Consider the following 14,913-nt stretch of genomic DNA (forward strand, 5'->3'; position numbering starts at 1 on the left):
CCATCCCCCGGTCCGAGTTGGCATCGGCCGGACGGGCGCGGGGCCGCCGCCGGTCACGTCCACGCGACCCCGAAGGAAAAGACATGGATCTGTCCGACATCGAAATGGATTGGCAAGTGTTCGCGCGCGAAGGCGGTGTCGGCGTCGGGGCCGTCCGCATGGTCGAGCCCGACCGCCTGATCGTCAACATCGAGGGTTACAGCGACGTCACCATCCTGCCCGAACAGATCGACCACGTGGACGAGGGCAAGGTGATCCTCGACATGGCCCGCCTGCCCGAGGACGTTCGCGCCGCCATCGAAAGCGCCCATTCGCGCGAAACCCGGCCCTGACGGGCACCCGCCCTTCGGAACATTCGCCGCTGGACGGCTGTTCCCGAACCGCGCAAGCTGCGCAGGAACCAGCCGACGGGGGAGATGATGGCAGACACTTGGAAAGACCGCGGGACGACCTTCTGGGTCATCGTGGCGATTGCCGCTCTGGGATGGATCGTCGCCCTCTGGCTCTATGTCGTGCAGGGCAATCAGCAAAGCGCCTATGAGCGTGAACTCGGCCGCGCCCAGGAAAGCCTTGTCGCCGTGCAGCAGCAGCTCGACACGCAGGTCGCAACGGCCGGAGAGCTGGACGTGCTGCTGGTGCAGGTCGAAGATCTGACGACGCAGACCACGGATCTGACCGCCGAGCGCGACCGGCTGACCGCGGATCTGGAACCGATGCGCCAGCAGATGACCGAATTGCAGCAGCAGTCCGAACAGTTGCAGGGTCAGGTCGCCGCTGCCCAGCAGCGGGTCGATGCGCTGGAAAGCCAGCTCGAGCCGAAGCGCCAGGAACTGGCCCAGATCGAGCAACAGCTGGACGAGACCGGGCAGGCCCTGACCGACCGGACGGCCGAACTGGAGGAAGTGGGCCTGCGGCTGGAAGAAGCCCGCGTTCAGGAAGCCGAATTGCAGCAGATCGTGTCCAGCCTGTCGGACGATGCCGCGCGGCTGTCATCGGAAGCCGCCGATGCCGAGGCCCGCGTTCAGGAAGCCCGTTCCGCCGAAGCCGAAGCGCAGGAAAGCATCGAGGCGATCCGCCAGGAAGTTGCCGATCTCGACACGCGCCAGACCACGCTGACCAGCGCGGTCGAGAACGCGACCGAACGGTTGCAGGCCCTGCAGACCGACATCGCCAATGCCGAACGGCAGCGCGAGGAGGTGCAGGACAGGGTGACATCGCTGACCCAGAACCTTGCCGACCGGGCGCAGCAACTGGCGCAGGTCGAACAGCGCATCGCGCAGCAACAGCAGCAGGCCAACGCGCAATCGGCCATCGTGGCGGCGGCGATCCGCGATGTCGTCAAGCCCGGCCAGTACCGGGTGGGCGATGTCGTCGCCACCTTCACCGCCGACGGGCGGTTCCGCATGACCGATCCCAACGGCCTGCGCAGCGTGCGCGGAAGCTACGAGGTCAGCGACGGCGCGCTGCGTCTGACGGATGTGGACGGCAACACCGGTGCCGCCAGCTTCCCCATGACCTGCAACGTGTCGCAGGCGGATGGCGGCGGCTTCACGCTGGAACAGACCGACGGGTCCTGCGCGGTGTTCGACGGGCAGACCTTCGCCCCGGTGAACTGACGCCGCATGGCCAGGATCGTCGTTCTGGGCATCTTCGTCGCCGATGCCACCTATCGCGCGCAGCGCCTGCCGCGCATGGGCGAGACGGTGCTCGGCGACGCGTTCTCCCTTGGACCGGGCGGCAAGGGGTCGAACCAGGCCGTCGCCGCCGCCCGCGCCGGGGGCGACGTGGCGATGCTGACCCGGTTGGGCCGCGATCCTTTCGCAGACATGGCGCTGGATGTCTGGGCGCAGGCGGGCGTCGCCTTTGCGGGCACGCGGCATGACATCCCGACCGGCTCGGCCTTCATCTTCGTGGACAGCGCCAGCGGCGACAACGCCATCATCGTCGCCCCCGGCGTCGCCGCCACGATCGAACCATCGGATCTCGACGGTTGGGCGGACGAGATCGCCAAGGCCGCCGTCTTCGTGACCCAGTTGGAACAGCCGCAACGGGCGGCGCAAAGGGGGCTGGAGATCGCGCGTAACGCAGGCGTTCGCACGATCCTCAACCCCGCGCCCGGTGCCGACCTGCCCGACGCGATGCTGGCGCTGGCCGATATCGTCACCCCGAACGAGACCGAGGCCGAGGCCCTGACCGGCATCGCCGTCACCGGCATCGACAGCGCCGAACGGGCAGCGAGGCGGCTGATCGAACGCGGCGCGGGCGCGGTCATCGTCACGCTGGGGGCCAACGGCGCGCTGTGCCATGCGGACGGCACGACGACGCATATCGTGGCCCTGTCCGCCGGTCCGGTTGTCGAAACCACGGGCGCCGGCGATGCCTTCAACGGCGGTCTGGCCACCGCGCTGTCCGAAGGTCTGCCGCTCGACCGGGCGGTGCGGTTCGCCAATGCCACCGCGGCCCTGTCGGTGACGCAGGCCGGTGCGGCGGCGTCGATGCCCCCGCGCGCCCGGATCGACGCGCTGCTGGCGCGGGGCTAGCTGGCGTGCGCGGCCAGCAGCGCGTCGCGCGACAGGGCAAACCCCGAGGCGATCCACAGATCCTGAAGCCGCGCCAGTTCGGCGGATATCTCCGGCCCGCGCAGATCCGGCAGGTCCCGGCCCGTCAGCGGAAACCGGGCCGTCGCGCCCTTGTCGATCCGCGCGTTCAAATCTGCGGGCAGCGGCGCTCCATAGGCCGTGGCGCGCAGCAATTCGATGTCGCGCGCCGCATCGGGCCCAAGCCGCCAGGCCAGTTCCGCCGTTCCCGCCTCGGATCGCGCATGAACGCGCAGCGTCTTCAGCAGACGGCCTTGCGCGCGCGACAGACGCAGGCGCGTCGCCTCGCCGCCCAGGGCCGCCAGACGCCGGATCGGTTCGGGCGGGACGCCGGCCACCCCTTCCAGATGCACCAGCACACCCAGCGATGCGGGATCGCCCCCCGCAAGCACCCGCGCCAGGATGCCCGCCTGCGCCATGCCGCCGACCGACGGCGCGGGGTCCGGCGCGGCAAGCAGCTTGAGCATCTCGGCCGTCACCCGTTCGGCCGGCAGAATCTCCAGCCCGTCGGCCAGGGCCGCACAGGCGGCCAGCGCCTCGGCGTCCAGGCCGCCATCGGCATCGCCATACCAGGCATGAAACCGGAAATAGCGCAGGATCCGCAGATAATCCTCGCGGATGCGCGCTTCGGCGTCGCCGATGAAGCGGACACGCCCGGCGCGCAGATCGGGCAGACCGCCCAGCGGATCGACAACGGTGCCGTCCGCCCGCGCATACAGCGCGTTCATGGTGAAATCGCGCCGCATCGCATCCTCGCGCAGCGTATCGGCAAACGCCACCACCGCCCGTCGCCCATCCGTTTCGACATCGCGGCGGAATGTCGTCACCTCCAACGGGGTATCGTCTGCGATGACCGTGACCGTCCCGTGGGCGATGCCGGTGGGCACGGTGCGCAGGCCCGCCGCCTGCGCCAGCGCCGTCACCCGGTCGGGCCGCGCGTCGGTCGCAATATCCAGATCCGTGACCGGCGCCCCCAGAAGCGCGTTCCGCACCGCACCGCCGACCAGAAACGCCTGATGACCGGCATACTCCAGCAGTTTCAGCACGGCCTGCGCGCCCGGACCGTCCAGCCAGTCGCCGCTGACGCGCGTCATGCCGTCAGCCTGTCGGCCAACCCGCGCAGGATGCGCGCGGTCGCGCCCCAGATGTAATAGGGTCCGTAAGGCACGGTGAAATACCGCCGCTCGCGCCCCCGCCAGAGCCGCGACTGCACGGCATAAAGCGCAGGATCGGCGACATGCGCCAGCGGGACGGTGAATATCTCGGCGACCTCGCCCGGTTCGGGCCGCGCATCGAAGGGATCGGCGACCCAGCCCAGAACCGGCGTGATCTCATAGCCCGTCACCGTTTCGTGCACGGGCATGCATCCCAGCACCTCGACCGCGGCGGGGGGCAGGCCCGTTTCTTCCCACGCCTCGCGCAGGGCGGCGGCGGTCGCGTCGGCATCGTCCGGTTCGATCTTGCCGCCCGGAAAGGCGATCTGGCCGGGATGCTGCGCCAGATGCGACGCGCGCTTGGTGAGCATCAGCCGCGCCGCCCCGTCGCGCCACAGGACCGGCACCAGAACCCCCGCGCCGCGCAGCCCCGCACCGGGCGGCGGCTTGCCCGCATTCAGGTCGTAATCGGACGAGGGCGGCAGATCGCAAGCCAGCGCGCGGCACAGCCGGTCGCGCGTTTCAGCCGCGGTCATCTGGCGCGATCTCGGCCTCGAACCCCAGCGTGCGGGGGTCGAATTCGTAATGCGCGCCGCAGAACTGGCAATCGGCGGTCACAACATCGCGGTCCGTGGTCATGTGGGCGATGTCGCGGGCCGAATAGATCGACAGGCTTTGGCGCACCTTGTCGGCGCTGCATGAACAGCCGAAGGCCACAGGCTGCGGGTCGAAGACGCGCGGCGATTCTTCGTGGAACAGGCGAACCAGCAGCTCGGTCGGCTGAACGTGCGGTCCGACCAGCTCGGTCTGCTCGACCGTATCCAGCAGCAGGTTGGCGCGGGTCCAGTCTTCGGCCTCGTCGCCGTCAAGGATATCCTCGGGCGCCAGCAACCCTTCGGTCCCGGTGGCCCCGTCATCCGACGAAGGCGTGGATGCCTTGGGCATGTGTTGCAGCATCACGCCGCCCGCCCGCCAACGCTCCTCGGCGCCTGGTTCCTGCGCACGGCCATAGGCCATGGCAAAGCGCGTCGGCAATTGTTCCGACTGGGCGAAATAGGTGCCCGCGCAGGCCGACAGCGACCCACCGGCCAGCGGCGTGATCCCCTGATAGGGCTGCGTTCCGTCCCCCTGGTCGAGAAGCACCGCGAAATATCCCTGGCCGATCTGCAGGAACGGATCGCCGCCTTGCAGCCTTTCGGCGTCATAGCTGGCATAGGCGCGGATGCGTCCCGGCGTGCCGTCGGCGCCCGGCGCATAGTAATCCGCCGCGATCAGCCGGGCCGGCCCGTCGCCCCGGACCTGCAACGACAGTTTCCAGCGCAGCTTGATCGCCTGCCCGATCAGCGCGCAAAGCAACGCCGTCTCGGCCACCAGCGCCTCGATCTGCGGGGGATAGTCGTGCTGGCGCAGAACCTGTTCCAGCACACCGTCCAGCCGTGCGACACGCCCCCGAATGTCCGAACGGTCGAGCTGAAACGGCAGGACGGTATCGTCCCAGGCGATCTGAGTGGTGGTCGTCATGACTTTTCCTGAAGGCGCATACGGGGCATATCGGCCCTATATAGGCCGGCAGGCCGGGCGTTGAAGGCATGGACGCACGATCCGCCCCTGCCGTCTGTCCGTATCCCCTTGTCGTCCCCAGCGTCCTGCCGCGCCGCGGTCACATCCCCTGGCCCGGCGGCTCGACGCCATATTCCAGCAGCGCGCCGGATACGTCGTCGGGAAGGTCGCGGTCGTCGGTCAGCGCGGACAGTTCCCATTTCAAGGCCTCGAACAGACCGGCACCGCAAATATCCGCATGCCGCCGCATGAGGTGCTGCACGCCCTCCTCCTCCAGCATGCCGCCTTCGGGCAGCGGACATTCAGACAGCCCGTCCGAATAAAGCATCAGACGGTCGCCCGGACGAAGCCGCAGTTTCAGCACCTCGTATTCCGCTTCCGCCATCAGACCGACCGGCATGCCGCCCGTTCCCACCAGTTCCGTCGCGCCGCCCACGCGCTGGACGATCGGGGGCGGGTGGCCGGCAAGGCACAATTCGACCGCGCCGGTCGCAAGCTCGATCTGCGCCAGCACGATGGTGAAGTAATGTTCGGTCTCGATCTCGGCCATGAACATCCGGTTCAGCCGCGCGGCGATCTGGTCGGGCGGCCGCAGCACGATCCGGTCGTCCTGCCACATCAGCGCCGCGTTCTGGTCGGGCCTGTCCCCGCTGAGCCACGCCGACAGCCGCGCCGTGATCAGCGCGGATGCGATGCCGTGCCCCGATACGTCCAGCGCGAACACCCCGATCCGGTCCGTCCCGGTGCCGTATCGCCCGACAAGATCGCCGCCGACATGCCCGCTGGGCTGCAACAGGAACGACACCGCGGCGGGGCCCATCCGCAAGGTGCCGCGCGGCACCAGCGACATCTGAAGCTTGCGCGCTTCCAGCAGGTCGCGGTCCAGCACGGCGTTCAGCGCCTGCATCTCGGTCAGGGTCTGGGTGACGAGGCGGTTCTTTTCCGTCAGTTCGCGTTCCATCCGCAGGATCCGCTCGCCCGCCGCGATCCGTCCGCGCAATTCGTCCGAGCTGATCGGCTTGGTCAGGAAATCGTCGGCGCCCTGCTGAAGGGCCGAGGCCAGTTCGCCCTTTTCGGACTTGGATGTCAGGATGATGAAATAGACATAGCGTTCCGCCTGGATCCCGCGCACGGCACGGCACAGATCGACGCCGGTCATGCCGGGCATCATCCAGTCGCTGAGAATCATGTCCGGCATCCGTCGCGCGCAGGCTTCCAAAGCGGCCTCGGCGCTGTCGGCCTCCTCCACGATATAGCCGGTGTTCTTCAGCGCCGAAATCAGGATGCGGCGTTGCAGGCGGCTGTCGTCGACGATCAGGATCCGTTGCAGCGCGGGCCGGGCACCGGCGGGGCCGGCCGGCTGGATGGGCCTGTCATGCATCATCGGGTTTGGTCCGCTGCTGGTCATGGGCGCACCATCGCCCGGACCCCTTAACATCGGGTGAAGTCTGTCTTTCCGCTTTGTTAAACCTTGGCGCCTATACCTTGCCCCGCAGGAGGTGCGCCAATGATCGCTTGGGACAGGGTCCGCGAATTGCGGGCGGAAATGGACGAAGCCGACTTTGCCGAGGTGGTCGATCTGTTTCTGGATGAAATGGACACGGCCATCATGGGGCTGAACGACACGGGCGCGCCGCCTTCGCCCGAGGATCTGCACGCGATCAAGGGATGCGCGGCCAATCTGGGGTTTCTGTCGCTGGCGCAGATGTGCCTTCGCGCCGAACGGCAATCGGGCGGTCCCGCCTCGGGTCAGGTGGTGCCGGGCGACATCGTGGCGTGCTATGTCGGTTCGCGGGCCGAGTTCCTGGAAGGGCTGTCGCGCCGCGAGGCGTGCTGATCCGTCAGACCAGAAACTCGGACAGCATCGCGTCGCCGGTGATGTCGCGCCAGACGAAATCGCCTTCGTCCAGCCGCTTGTAAAGCCGGTCGAAGCTGCCCGCATCGTCGGTTTCGATCCCGATCAGGACAGACCCGAAATTGCGCGCCGACTTCTTGAGATACTCGAATCGCGCGATATCGTCCCCCGGCCCCAGCAATTGCAGGAAATCGCGCAGCGCGCCGGGCCGCTGCGGCATCCGCAGGATGAAATATTTCTTCAGCCCCAGATGACGCTGGGCGCGTTCCTTCACCTCGGGCAGACGTTCGAAGTCGAAATTCCCGCCCGACGTAACGCAGACGACGCGCTGGCCGCGGATGCGGTCCCGCAGATCGGTCAGCGCGTCGATCGACAGCGCGCCGGCGGGTTCCAGCACGATCCCCTCGACGTTCAGCATCCGCAGCATGGTGGTGCAGATGCGGTCCTCGGGCGCGACGATCACATCGCCGGGATTGGCCTTGCGCAGAACGTCCCAGGTCAGCGCGCCGATCCGGGCCACCGCCGCGCCGTCCACGAACGAATCCACGCGGTCCAGCGTCACGGGGCCACCGGCCGCCAGCGCCGTGACAAGGCTGGCCCCGCCGCGCGGCTCGACATAGTTCAGCGCGACGTCGGGCGCGCGTTCGGCCAGATACCGCATGACCCCCGCCGACAACCCGCCGCCGCCCACCGGCAGCACGATCCGGTCGGGCGCGGCGGCCATCTCGTCCAGGATTTCGACCGCGACGCTGGCCTGCCCCTCGATCACATGCGCGTCGTCGAATGGCGACAGGAACGTGCCGCCCGCTTCGGCGCACCATTCCTGCGCCGTGCGCAGCGTATCGTCGAAATAATCGCCGATCAGCCGAATCTCGACCGCATCGCCGCCGAAGACGCGGGTCTTGTCAATCTTCTGGCGCGGCGTGGTCACCGGCATGAAGATCACGCCGCGCACACCGAAATGGCAGCAGTTGAAGGCCATGCCCTGCGCATGGTTGCCCGCGCTGGCGCAGACGAACAGCCTGTTTTCGGGACGCGCGGCCAGCGACGCGCCCATCGCGTTGAAGGCGCCGCGGATCTTGTAGGACCGGACCGGCGACAGATCCTCGCGCTTGAGCCAAATATCGGCGTCGAACATCCGCGACAGGTGATCGTTGCGTTGCAGGGGCGTCGGCGCGAACAGATCGCGCAGGCGGCGCGTCACGTCGGTCGCTCGGTCGGCAAAGCTGTCCATGTGCAGCATCTGCCCTGCAAAGCGGGCGCGCGCAACCGTGCCGGACGCCCCGACGCTTGCGATGACGGGGCGAAACGGCTAGGCGCAAGGCGCATTCAGCCGATCCGAGGAACGTCCATGTCCGCCCCCAAGAAAGTCGTCCTGGCCTATTCCGGCGGTCTGGACACGTCGATCATCCTGAAATGGCTGCAAACCGAATACGGCTGCGAGGTGGTGACGTTCACCGCCGATCTGGGCCAGGGCGAGGAACTGGAACCGGCCCGCAAGAAGGCCGAGATGATGGGCGCCAGCGCCATCTATATCGAGGATCTGCGCGAGGAGTTCGTGCGCGACTTCGTGTTCCCGATGTTCCGCGCCAATGCCGTCTACGAGGGGCTTTATCTGCTGGGCACGTCCATCGCGCGGCCGCTGATCTCCAAGCGGCTGGTCGAGATCGCCGAACGCGAGGGTGCCGATGCCGTGGCCCACGGCGCCACCGGCAAGGGCAACGATCAGGTCCGGTTCGAACTGTCCGCCTATGCGTTGAACCCGGCGATCAAGGTCATCGCCCCGTGGCGCGAATGGGATCTGACCAGCCGCACCCGCCTGCTGGATTTCGCCGAACAGCACCAGATCCCCATCGCCAAGGACAAGCGCGGCGAGGCTCCGTTCAGCGTCGATGCTAACCTTCTGCACACCTCGTCCGAGGGCAAGGTGCTGGAGGATCCGGGTCAGGAAGCGCCCGGATACGTCTACCAGCGCACGACCGACCCCGAGGATGCCCCCGACACCCCGCAGATGGTCGAGATCGGGTTCGAACGCGGCGATCCGGTCAGCATCGACGGCGAGGCGCTGTCGCCCGCCGTCCTGCTGGCGCGCCTGAACGATCTGGGCGGCGCGCATGGGATCGGACGGCTCGATCTGGTCGAGGGACGGTTCGTCGGCATGAAGTCGCGCGGCGTCTATGAAACGCCCGGCGGCACGCTGCTTCTGGAAGCGCACCGGGCGATGGAATCGATCACGCTGGACCGCGGGCAGGCGCATCTGAAGGACGAGCTGATGCCGCGCTATGCCGAACTGATCTATAACGGTTTCTGGTTCTCGCCCGAACGCGAGATGCTGCAAGCCGCCATCGACCATTCGCAACGGCACGTCACCGGCACCGTGCGGCTCAAGCTTTACAAGGGCAGCGCGCGCACCGTCGCCCGCTGGTCGGACCATTCGCTCTATTCCGAAGCGCATGTCACGTTCGAGGACGACGCCGGCGCCTACGATCAGAAGGACGCGGCGGGCTTTATCCGGCTCAACGCGCTGCGGCTGAAGCTGATCGCCGAACGCAACCGCCGCGTGAGCTGACCGCGTCGCAACGATCCTCAAGCTGTCGTGAGATGGCGCGCAGATCGCTTGCCTGCGGATGCCAGCGGCGCACATTTGTCGGCAAAAGAGGAGAGAGCGATGAACACGACCTCCATCCGTCCGCTGCTGGCGGGCATGGCCCTGATCACGGCGGCCGCGGCACAGACCGCGCAGGCGCAATCGACCGAAACGGCGCTGGTCGCCGGCGGCTGCTTCTGGTGCGTCGAGGCCGATTTCGAGAAGGTCGAGGGCGTGAAAGAGGTCGTGTCGGGCTTTGCCGGCGGCAGCGTCGCCAATCCGACCTATGAACAGGTCGTGCGGGGCGGCACCGGCCATTACGAGGTGGCCGAGATCGAATACGACCCGTCCGTCATCGACTATCGGCAGATCGTCAACCTGTTCTTCCGTTCCATCGACCCGACCGATGCGGGCGGGCAGTTCTGCGACCGCGGCGACAGCTATCGCACCGCCATCTTCGCGCTGAACGACGAACAGCAGCGCATCGCCGAGCAGGAAAAGCGGCAGGCGCAGCAGGCGCTCGGTCAGACCATCGTGACCCCGGTGCTCGGCGCGGCCGAATTTTATCCCGCCGACGACTATCACCAGGATTATTACAAGAGCGACGACCGCATCGCGTTTTCGTCCGTGGGGCTGGGCGTGCCGAAATCCGTGGCCTACGACCGCTATCGCGACCGCTGCGGGCGCGACCAGCGCGTGCGCCAGCTTTGGGGCGACGCGGCACCCTTCACCGGCTAGGCCCAAGCCGCTAGGATGGCCGCCGGAACCGGGGGGCCATCCATGAACGTCGTATCCGCCGTCACGCCGATGATGGCGCAATATCTGTCGATCAAGGCCGACCATCCGGGCGATCTGCTGTTCTACCGGATGGGCGACTTCTACGAGCTGTTCTTCGACGATGCCGTGGCCGCCGCCGCCGCGCTGGACATCGCGCTGACCAAGCGCGGCAAGCATCTGGGCGACGACATTCCGATGTGCGGCGTGCCTGTTCACTCGGCAGAAAACTATCTGCTGACGCTGATCCGCAAGGGCTTTCGCGTCGCCGTCTGCGAACAGATGGAGGATCCCGCAGAAGCGAAGAAGCGCGGTTCGAAATCGGTCGTCCGCCGCGCCGTGACGCGTCTGGTCACGCCCGGCACCCTGACCGAAGAATCGCTGCTCGATGCGCGCCGGCACAACTATCTTGCCGCCTATGCCCGCATCCGCGACACCGGCGCGCTGGCCTGGGCCGACATTTCCACAGGCGAATTGCGCGTGGCACCGTGCCCCGCCGTGCGCCTCGGCCCCGAACTGGCCCGTCTATCCCCCAGCGAGGTGCTGCTCAGCGATGCGGACGAAGGCGATCTGGCCGCCATCGTCACCGACACAGGTGCCGCCGCGACACCCCTTTCGCGCGGCAGCTTCGACAGCGTGTCGGGCGCGGCCCGCGTCGCGCAGGTCTATGGCGCCGAGACGCTCGACGCTTTCGGCAGTTTCGAACGGGCCGAGATCGCCGCCCTGGCCGGTCTGGTCGCCTATCTGGAGATCACCCAGAAGGGTCGCCTGCCCTTGCTGCGCCCGCCCGTCCGCGAGGCGCCCGATGGCTGGATGCAGATCGACGCCGCCACCCGCCGCAACCTGGAACTGACGCGCAGCCTGTCCGGCGGGCGCGACGGATCGCTGCTTTGGGCCATCGACCGCACCGTCACGGCGGCGGGCGGGCGGCTGCTGGAACGGCGTCTGACCGCCCCGTCGCGCCACCTGCCGACGATCCGCGCGCGGCACGATGCGGTGGCGCATCTGGTGGACGACCGTGCGACCTGCGACCGTCTGCGCGACGCGCTGCGCGGCCTGCCCGATATCGACCGCGCCTTGTCGCGGATCGCCCTCGACCGGGCCGGGCCGCGCGATCTGGCGGCGATCCGCGACGGTCTGGCCTGCGCCGCCGACATCGCCGCCTTCGCCCCGCCGTTCCTGTCGGCCGACCTGACCGATCTGGACGCGTTGACGGCCCTGCACGACCGGCTGGACACGGCGCTGGTGGCCGAACCGCCGACCTTGGCGCGCGACGGCGGTTTCGTCGCGTCCGGTGCCGACGACGACCTCGACGCCGCGCGCCGCCTGCGCGACGAAGGACGCGGCGTCATCGCCCGGATGCAGGCCGATTATGCCGCCGAGACGGGGATATCGTCGCTGAAGATCCGGCATAACAACGTGCTGGGCTATTTCATCGAAACGACCGCCGCCCATGCCGGAACGATGCAGGCCCGCGCCGACCGGTTCATCCACCGTCAGACCACCGCCAGCGCGGTCCGCTTCACCACCACCGACCTCGCCACGCTGGAAACCCGCATCCTCAACGCGGGCGGCGAGGCGCTGGAGATCGAGCGCCGCATCTTCGCCACGCTGGCGGCGGATATCCTCGACCATGCGGCAGCGCTGAACGACACGGCCCGCGCGCTCGCCCGGATCGACGTGGCCGCGGCCTTGGCCGATCTGGCGCGCAGCGATCGCTGGGTTCGCCCCGAAATCGACGACAGCCGCGCCTTTTCAGTAGCCGGCGGGCGGCATCCCGTGGTCGAACAGGCGCTGCGGCGACAGGGCGGCGCGCCCTTCATCGCCAACGATTGCGATCTGGGGCCGGACACGTCGCACTGGTTGCTGACCGGGCCGAACATGGCCGGCAAATCCACCTTCTTGCGGCAGAACGCGGTGATCGCCGTGCTGGCGCAGATGGGCGCCTTCGTTCCGGCATCGTCGGCGCATCTGGGGCTGGTCAGCCAGCTTTTCAGCCGCGTGGGGGCTGCCGACGATCTGGCGCGCGGCCGGTCCACCTTCATGGTCGAAATGGTCGAGACGGCGGCGATCCTCAACCAGGCCGATCCGGCCGCGCTGGTGATCCTGGACGAGATCGGGCGCGGCACGGCCACCTATGACGGCCTGTCGATCGCCTGGGCGACGCTGGAACATCTGCATGACGTCAACGGCTGCCGGACGTTGTTCGCCACGCATTACCATGAATTGACGCGGCTGGCCGACCGACTGCCGAAACTGGTGAACGCCACCGTCGCGGTCAAGGAATGGCAGGGCGACGTCATCTTCCTGCACGAGGTGCGGCGCGGGGCCGCCGACCGATCCTATGGGGTGCAGGTGGCGCGGCTGGCGGGATTGCCCGCCGCCGTGATCGACCGCGCCCGCACCGTTCTGGCCGCGCTGGAGAAGGGCGAGGCCGAGGGGCGGCATACCGCGATCATCGACGACCTGCCGCTGTTCCGCGCTGCCCCACCGGCCCGGCCGGAACCGCCTGCCGCCCCCGATCCGGTGGCGGCGCGGCTTGCCGATGTGCAGCCCGACTGCCTGTCGCCGCTGGACGCGCTTCAGCTTGTCTACGAGTTGAAGTCGCTGACCTGACCCGCGCTCATTCCGCCGGGGTCGAACTGACGCCGACCTGCGCCGCGCGCAGCAGGCGGTCATGCAGGATGAACCCGTCGGCCATCACCTGAATGATCTCGCCCTTCTTCGTGCCGGGCACGGGCGCCTCGAACATGGCCTCATGCTCGGCCGGATCGAACTTGTCGCCGATGGCCGGCGAAATGGTGCGGATACCGTGACGGGCAAAGACGTTCACCAATTCGCGCATGGTCAATTCGACGCCCTCGATCAGCGCCTTCGACGATTCGCGCTGTTCGTCCGTCACCGAATCGAGCGCACGGCGCAGGTTGTCGAAAACCGGCAGCATGTCCCGGCTCAACTTCGATCCGCCGTAATTCTCGGCTTCCTTGCGGTCGCGCTCGGACCGCTTGCGCGCGTTTTCGGCGTCGGCCAGCGCGCGCATGAAGCGATCGCGCAGTTCGTCGCGCTCGGCGCGCAACTCCTCCATCTCGGCGCGCAGACCGTCCGTCGCCGCATCCTGCCCTTCGGTCAGCATCGGGTCGTCGTCCTGCACCGCCGCGATACGCGGTTTGCGACGCACCTTGCTGGCCGCGCCCTGCTCGGGTTCGGGCTCGCTTTTCAACATCTCTTCGATCGCAGCTTCGATGCTGTCGTCGTGTTCCTGTTTCATTCTGTCACCTGCTACGTTCGTCCCGACAGAAGCCTGCCGATCAGTTGTGCCGTGTAGTCCACGATCGGCACCACCCGTCCATAATTCAGCCGCGTCGGTCCGATCACGCCCACGGCGCCGATGATCCGACGATCCGCGTTCATATATGGGGAAACCACCAAAGAGGAACCCGAAAGCGAAAAAAGCTTGTTCTCGGACCCGATGAAGATCCGCACGCCGGCACCCTCCTCGGCCAGTTCCAGAAACTCGGCGATGTCGCGCTTGCGTTCCAGATCGTCAAAGAGGCTGCGGATCCGCTCAAGCTCGGCCGCTTCGGCGGAACTGCCCAGAAGGTTCGCGCGCCCCCGCACGATCAACCTTTCGTAGGGGCCGCCTTCGTTTTCCCAAACGGCCATGCCCGACGCGATCAGTGCCGCGGCCAGCGTGTCCAGATCGCGGCGGTTCGCGGCGATTTGACGTTCCACCCCGGCGCGCAATTCGCTCAGTGTGCGGCCTTCGGCCATGGCGTTCAGGAAATTGACCGCTTCGCGCATCGACGAAGGGGTCTGTCCGGGCGGCGGGTTGAAGACGCGGTTCTCGACATGGCCGTCCGCGAAGACCAGCACCACCAGCGCCCTGTCCGGGCCCAGCGACACGAATTCGATATGCTTGATCGGCGCTTCGTGCTTGGGTGCCAGCACCAGCGACGCACCCGCCGTCACCCCCGACAGGGCCGATCCCACCCGGTCCAGCAGGCTGGCCACGTCAGGATCGCTGCCCGTCGTCTGGTCGAGGCGCTGGCGATCGTCCTCGGTCAGTTCGCCCACTTCCAGCAGGCCGTCCACGAACATCCGCAGACCCAGTTGCGTCGGGATCCGCCCGGCCGAGACATGCGGCGAATCGAGCAAGCCCAGATGTTCAAGATCCTGCATGACGTTGCGGATGGTGGCGGCACTGACCTTCTCGCTCATCGTGCGGGTCAGGGTGCGCGACCCGACCGGATCGCCGCTGTCCAGATACCCTTCGACCACGCGGCGAAAAACCTCGCGTGTGCGGTCGTTCATCTGCGCCAGAAGATCGGCATGACGGGTCTGCGGGCGGGAATCGGTCAAATCGTGATCGGGGTTGCGTTGCTGGAA

Annotated in this window: 14 protein-coding genes; 7 read left to right on the top strand and 7 right to left on the bottom strand. The window is 67.7% G+C overall.

The window, feature by feature from the left end; translation table 11 throughout:
• Positions 1 to 83 precede the first annotated feature (83 nt).
• The 3 genes from OCGS_RS07510 (at position 84) to OCGS_RS07520 (ending at position 2,540) form a co-directional block, all read left to right on the top strand.
• On the top strand, positions 84 to 332 hold the full coding sequence (locus OCGS_RS07510) for a hypothetical protein (RefSeq protein WP_007426640.1): 249 nt from the start codon (positions 84 to 86) through the stop codon (positions 330 to 332).
• Positions 333 to 419: 87 nt separating this feature from the next.
• Positions 420 to 1,616 carry a coiled-coil domain-containing protein gene (locus tag OCGS_RS07515; RefSeq protein ID WP_007426641.1) on the top strand — a complete coding sequence of 399 codons (1,197 nt, stop codon included), beginning with the start codon at positions 420 to 422 and terminating at the stop codon, positions 1,614 to 1,616.
• A 6-nt stretch (positions 1,617 to 1,622) separates the two neighbouring features.
• A complete protein-coding gene (locus OCGS_RS07520; protein ID WP_007426642.1) occupies positions 1,623 to 2,540 on the top strand; it encodes a ribokinase in 918 nt (305 codons plus the stop codon).
• Here OCGS_RS07520 and OCGS_RS07525 read toward each other — a convergent pair.
• From OCGS_RS07525 to OCGS_RS07540, 4 genes are all read right to left on the bottom strand, one after another.
• A complete protein-coding gene (locus tag OCGS_RS07525; protein WP_007426643.1) occupies positions 2,537 to 3,691 on the bottom strand; it encodes a CCA tRNA nucleotidyltransferase in 1,155 nt (384 codons plus the stop codon). The genes OCGS_RS07520 and OCGS_RS07525 overlap by 4 nt on opposite strands.
• Complete coding sequence (locus OCGS_RS07530; protein WP_007426644.1) at positions 3,688 to 4,287, bottom strand: CoA pyrophosphatase; 600 nt, start codon at positions 4,285 to 4,287, stop codon at positions 3,688 to 3,690. The genes OCGS_RS07525 and OCGS_RS07530 overlap by 4 nt, the downstream gene beginning before the upstream one ends.
• Complete coding sequence (gene hslO / locus OCGS_RS07535) at positions 4,274 to 5,272, bottom strand: Hsp33 family molecular chaperone HslO (protein ID WP_007426645.1); 999 nt, start codon at positions 5,270 to 5,272, stop codon at positions 4,274 to 4,276. Before hslO ends, OCGS_RS07530 begins: the two co-directional genes overlap by 14 nt.
• A gap of 139 nt (positions 5,273 to 5,411) precedes the next feature.
• Complete coding sequence (locus tag OCGS_RS07540) at positions 5,412 to 6,719, bottom strand: PP2C family protein-serine/threonine phosphatase (protein ID WP_238538234.1); 1,308 nt, start codon at positions 6,717 to 6,719, stop codon at positions 5,412 to 5,414.
• A gap of 99 nt (positions 6,720 to 6,818) precedes the next feature.
• Between OCGS_RS07540 and OCGS_RS07545 the strand changes: the two genes are divergently transcribed.
• Positions 6,819 to 7,148 (top strand): Hpt domain-containing protein, encoded by a 330-nt coding sequence (locus OCGS_RS07545; protein WP_007426647.1) that lies wholly within the window; start codon positions 6,819 to 6,821, stop codon positions 7,146 to 7,148.
• Positions 7,149 to 7,152: 4 nt separating this feature from the next.
• Here OCGS_RS07545 and ilvA read toward each other — a convergent pair whose 3' ends face one another.
• The gene (gene ilvA / locus OCGS_RS07550; RefSeq protein ID WP_040610757.1) at positions 7,153 to 8,400 is read right to left on the bottom strand and encodes a threonine ammonia-lyase IlvA; all 1,248 of its coding nucleotides are present in this window, start codon (positions 8,398 to 8,400) and stop codon (positions 7,153 to 7,155) included.
• Positions 8,401 to 8,517: 117 nt separating this feature from the next.
• Between ilvA and OCGS_RS07555 the strand changes: the two genes are divergently transcribed.
• The 3 genes from OCGS_RS07555 to mutS all read left to right on the top strand — a co-directional run bounded on the left by OCGS_RS07555 (position 8,518) and on the right by mutS (position 13,143).
• Positions 8,518 to 9,735, top strand: coding sequence for an argininosuccinate synthase (locus OCGS_RS07555; RefSeq protein ID WP_007426649.1), 1,218 nt, complete (start codon positions 8,518 to 8,520; stop codon positions 9,733 to 9,735).
• 99 nt (positions 9,736 to 9,834) lie between these two features.
• Positions 9,835 to 10,491: a peptide-methionine (S)-S-oxide reductase MsrA gene (gene msrA / locus OCGS_RS07560; protein ID WP_007426650.1), complete on the top strand. Its 657-nt coding sequence runs from the start codon at positions 9,835 to 9,837 to the stop codon at positions 10,489 to 10,491.
• Between the two features lie 42 nt (positions 10,492 to 10,533).
• A complete protein-coding gene (gene mutS, locus OCGS_RS07565) occupies positions 10,534 to 13,143 on the top strand; it encodes a DNA mismatch repair protein MutS (protein ID WP_007426651.1) in 2,610 nt (869 codons plus the stop codon).
• A gap of 7 nt (positions 13,144 to 13,150) precedes the next feature.
• Here the strand turns inward: mutS and OCGS_RS07570 are convergent, their stop codons facing one another.
• Positions 13,151 to 13,660 (bottom strand): nucleotide exchange factor GrpE, encoded by a 510-nt coding sequence (locus tag OCGS_RS07570; protein ID WP_052026149.1) that lies wholly within the window; start codon positions 13,658 to 13,660, stop codon positions 13,151 to 13,153.
• 146 nt (positions 13,661 to 13,806) lie between these two features.
• Positions 13,807 to 14,838, bottom strand: a complete 1,032-nt coding sequence (gene hrcA, locus OCGS_RS07575; RefSeq protein ID WP_040610759.1) for a heat-inducible transcriptional repressor HrcA — start codon at positions 14,836 to 14,838, stop codon at positions 13,807 to 13,809.
• Positions 14,839 to 14,913: the final 75 nt, after the last annotated feature.

Origin of the sequence: Oceaniovalibus guishaninsula JLT2003 (assembly GCF_000299575.1) — a bacterium.
GTDB lineage: Bacteria > Pseudomonadota > Alphaproteobacteria > Rhodobacterales > Rhodobacteraceae > Palleronia > Palleronia guishaninsula.

Coding starts and splice junctions, on each gene's coding strand:
- OCGS_RS07510 (WP_007426640.1), top strand. CDS start 84: ATGGATCTGTCCGACATCGAAATGGATTGGCAAGTGTTCGCGCGCGAA.
- OCGS_RS07515 (WP_007426641.1), top strand. CDS start 420: ATGGCAGACACTTGGAAAGACCGCGGGACGACCTTCTGGGTCATCGTG.
- OCGS_RS07520 (WP_007426642.1), top strand. CDS start 1,623: ATGGCCAGGATCGTCGTTCTGGGCATCTTCGTCGCCGATGCCACCTAT.
- OCGS_RS07525 (WP_007426643.1), bottom strand. CDS start 3,691: ATGACGCGCGTCAGCGGCGACTGGCTGGACGGTCCGGGCGCGCAGGCC.
- OCGS_RS07530 (WP_007426644.1), bottom strand. CDS start 4,287: ATGACCGCGGCTGAAACGCGCGACCGGCTGTGCCGCGCGCTGGCTTGC.
- hslO (WP_007426645.1), bottom strand. CDS start 5,272: ATGACGACCACCACTCAGATCGCCTGGGACGATACCGTCCTGCCGTTT.
- OCGS_RS07540 (WP_238538234.1), bottom strand. CDS start 6,719: ATGACCAGCAGCGGACCAAACCCGATGATGCATGACAGGCCCATCCAG.
- OCGS_RS07545 (WP_007426647.1), top strand. CDS start 6,819: ATGATCGCTTGGGACAGGGTCCGCGAATTGCGGGCGGAAATGGACGAA.
- ilvA (WP_040610757.1), bottom strand. CDS start 8,400: ATGGACAGCTTTGCCGACCGAGCGACCGACGTGACGCGCCGCCTGCGC.
- OCGS_RS07555 (WP_007426649.1), top strand. CDS start 8,518: ATGTCCGCCCCCAAGAAAGTCGTCCTGGCCTATTCCGGCGGTCTGGAC.
- msrA (WP_007426650.1), top strand. CDS start 9,835: ATGAACACGACCTCCATCCGTCCGCTGCTGGCGGGCATGGCCCTGATC.
- mutS (WP_007426651.1), top strand. CDS start 10,534: ATGAACGTCGTATCCGCCGTCACGCCGATGATGGCGCAATATCTGTCG.
- OCGS_RS07570 (WP_052026149.1), bottom strand. CDS start 13,660: ATGCTGACCGAAGGGCAGGATGCGGCGACGGACGGTCTGCGCGCCGAG.
- hrcA (WP_040610759.1), bottom strand. CDS start 14,838: ATGAACGACCGCACACGCGAGGTTTTTCGCCGCGTGGTCGAAGGGTAT.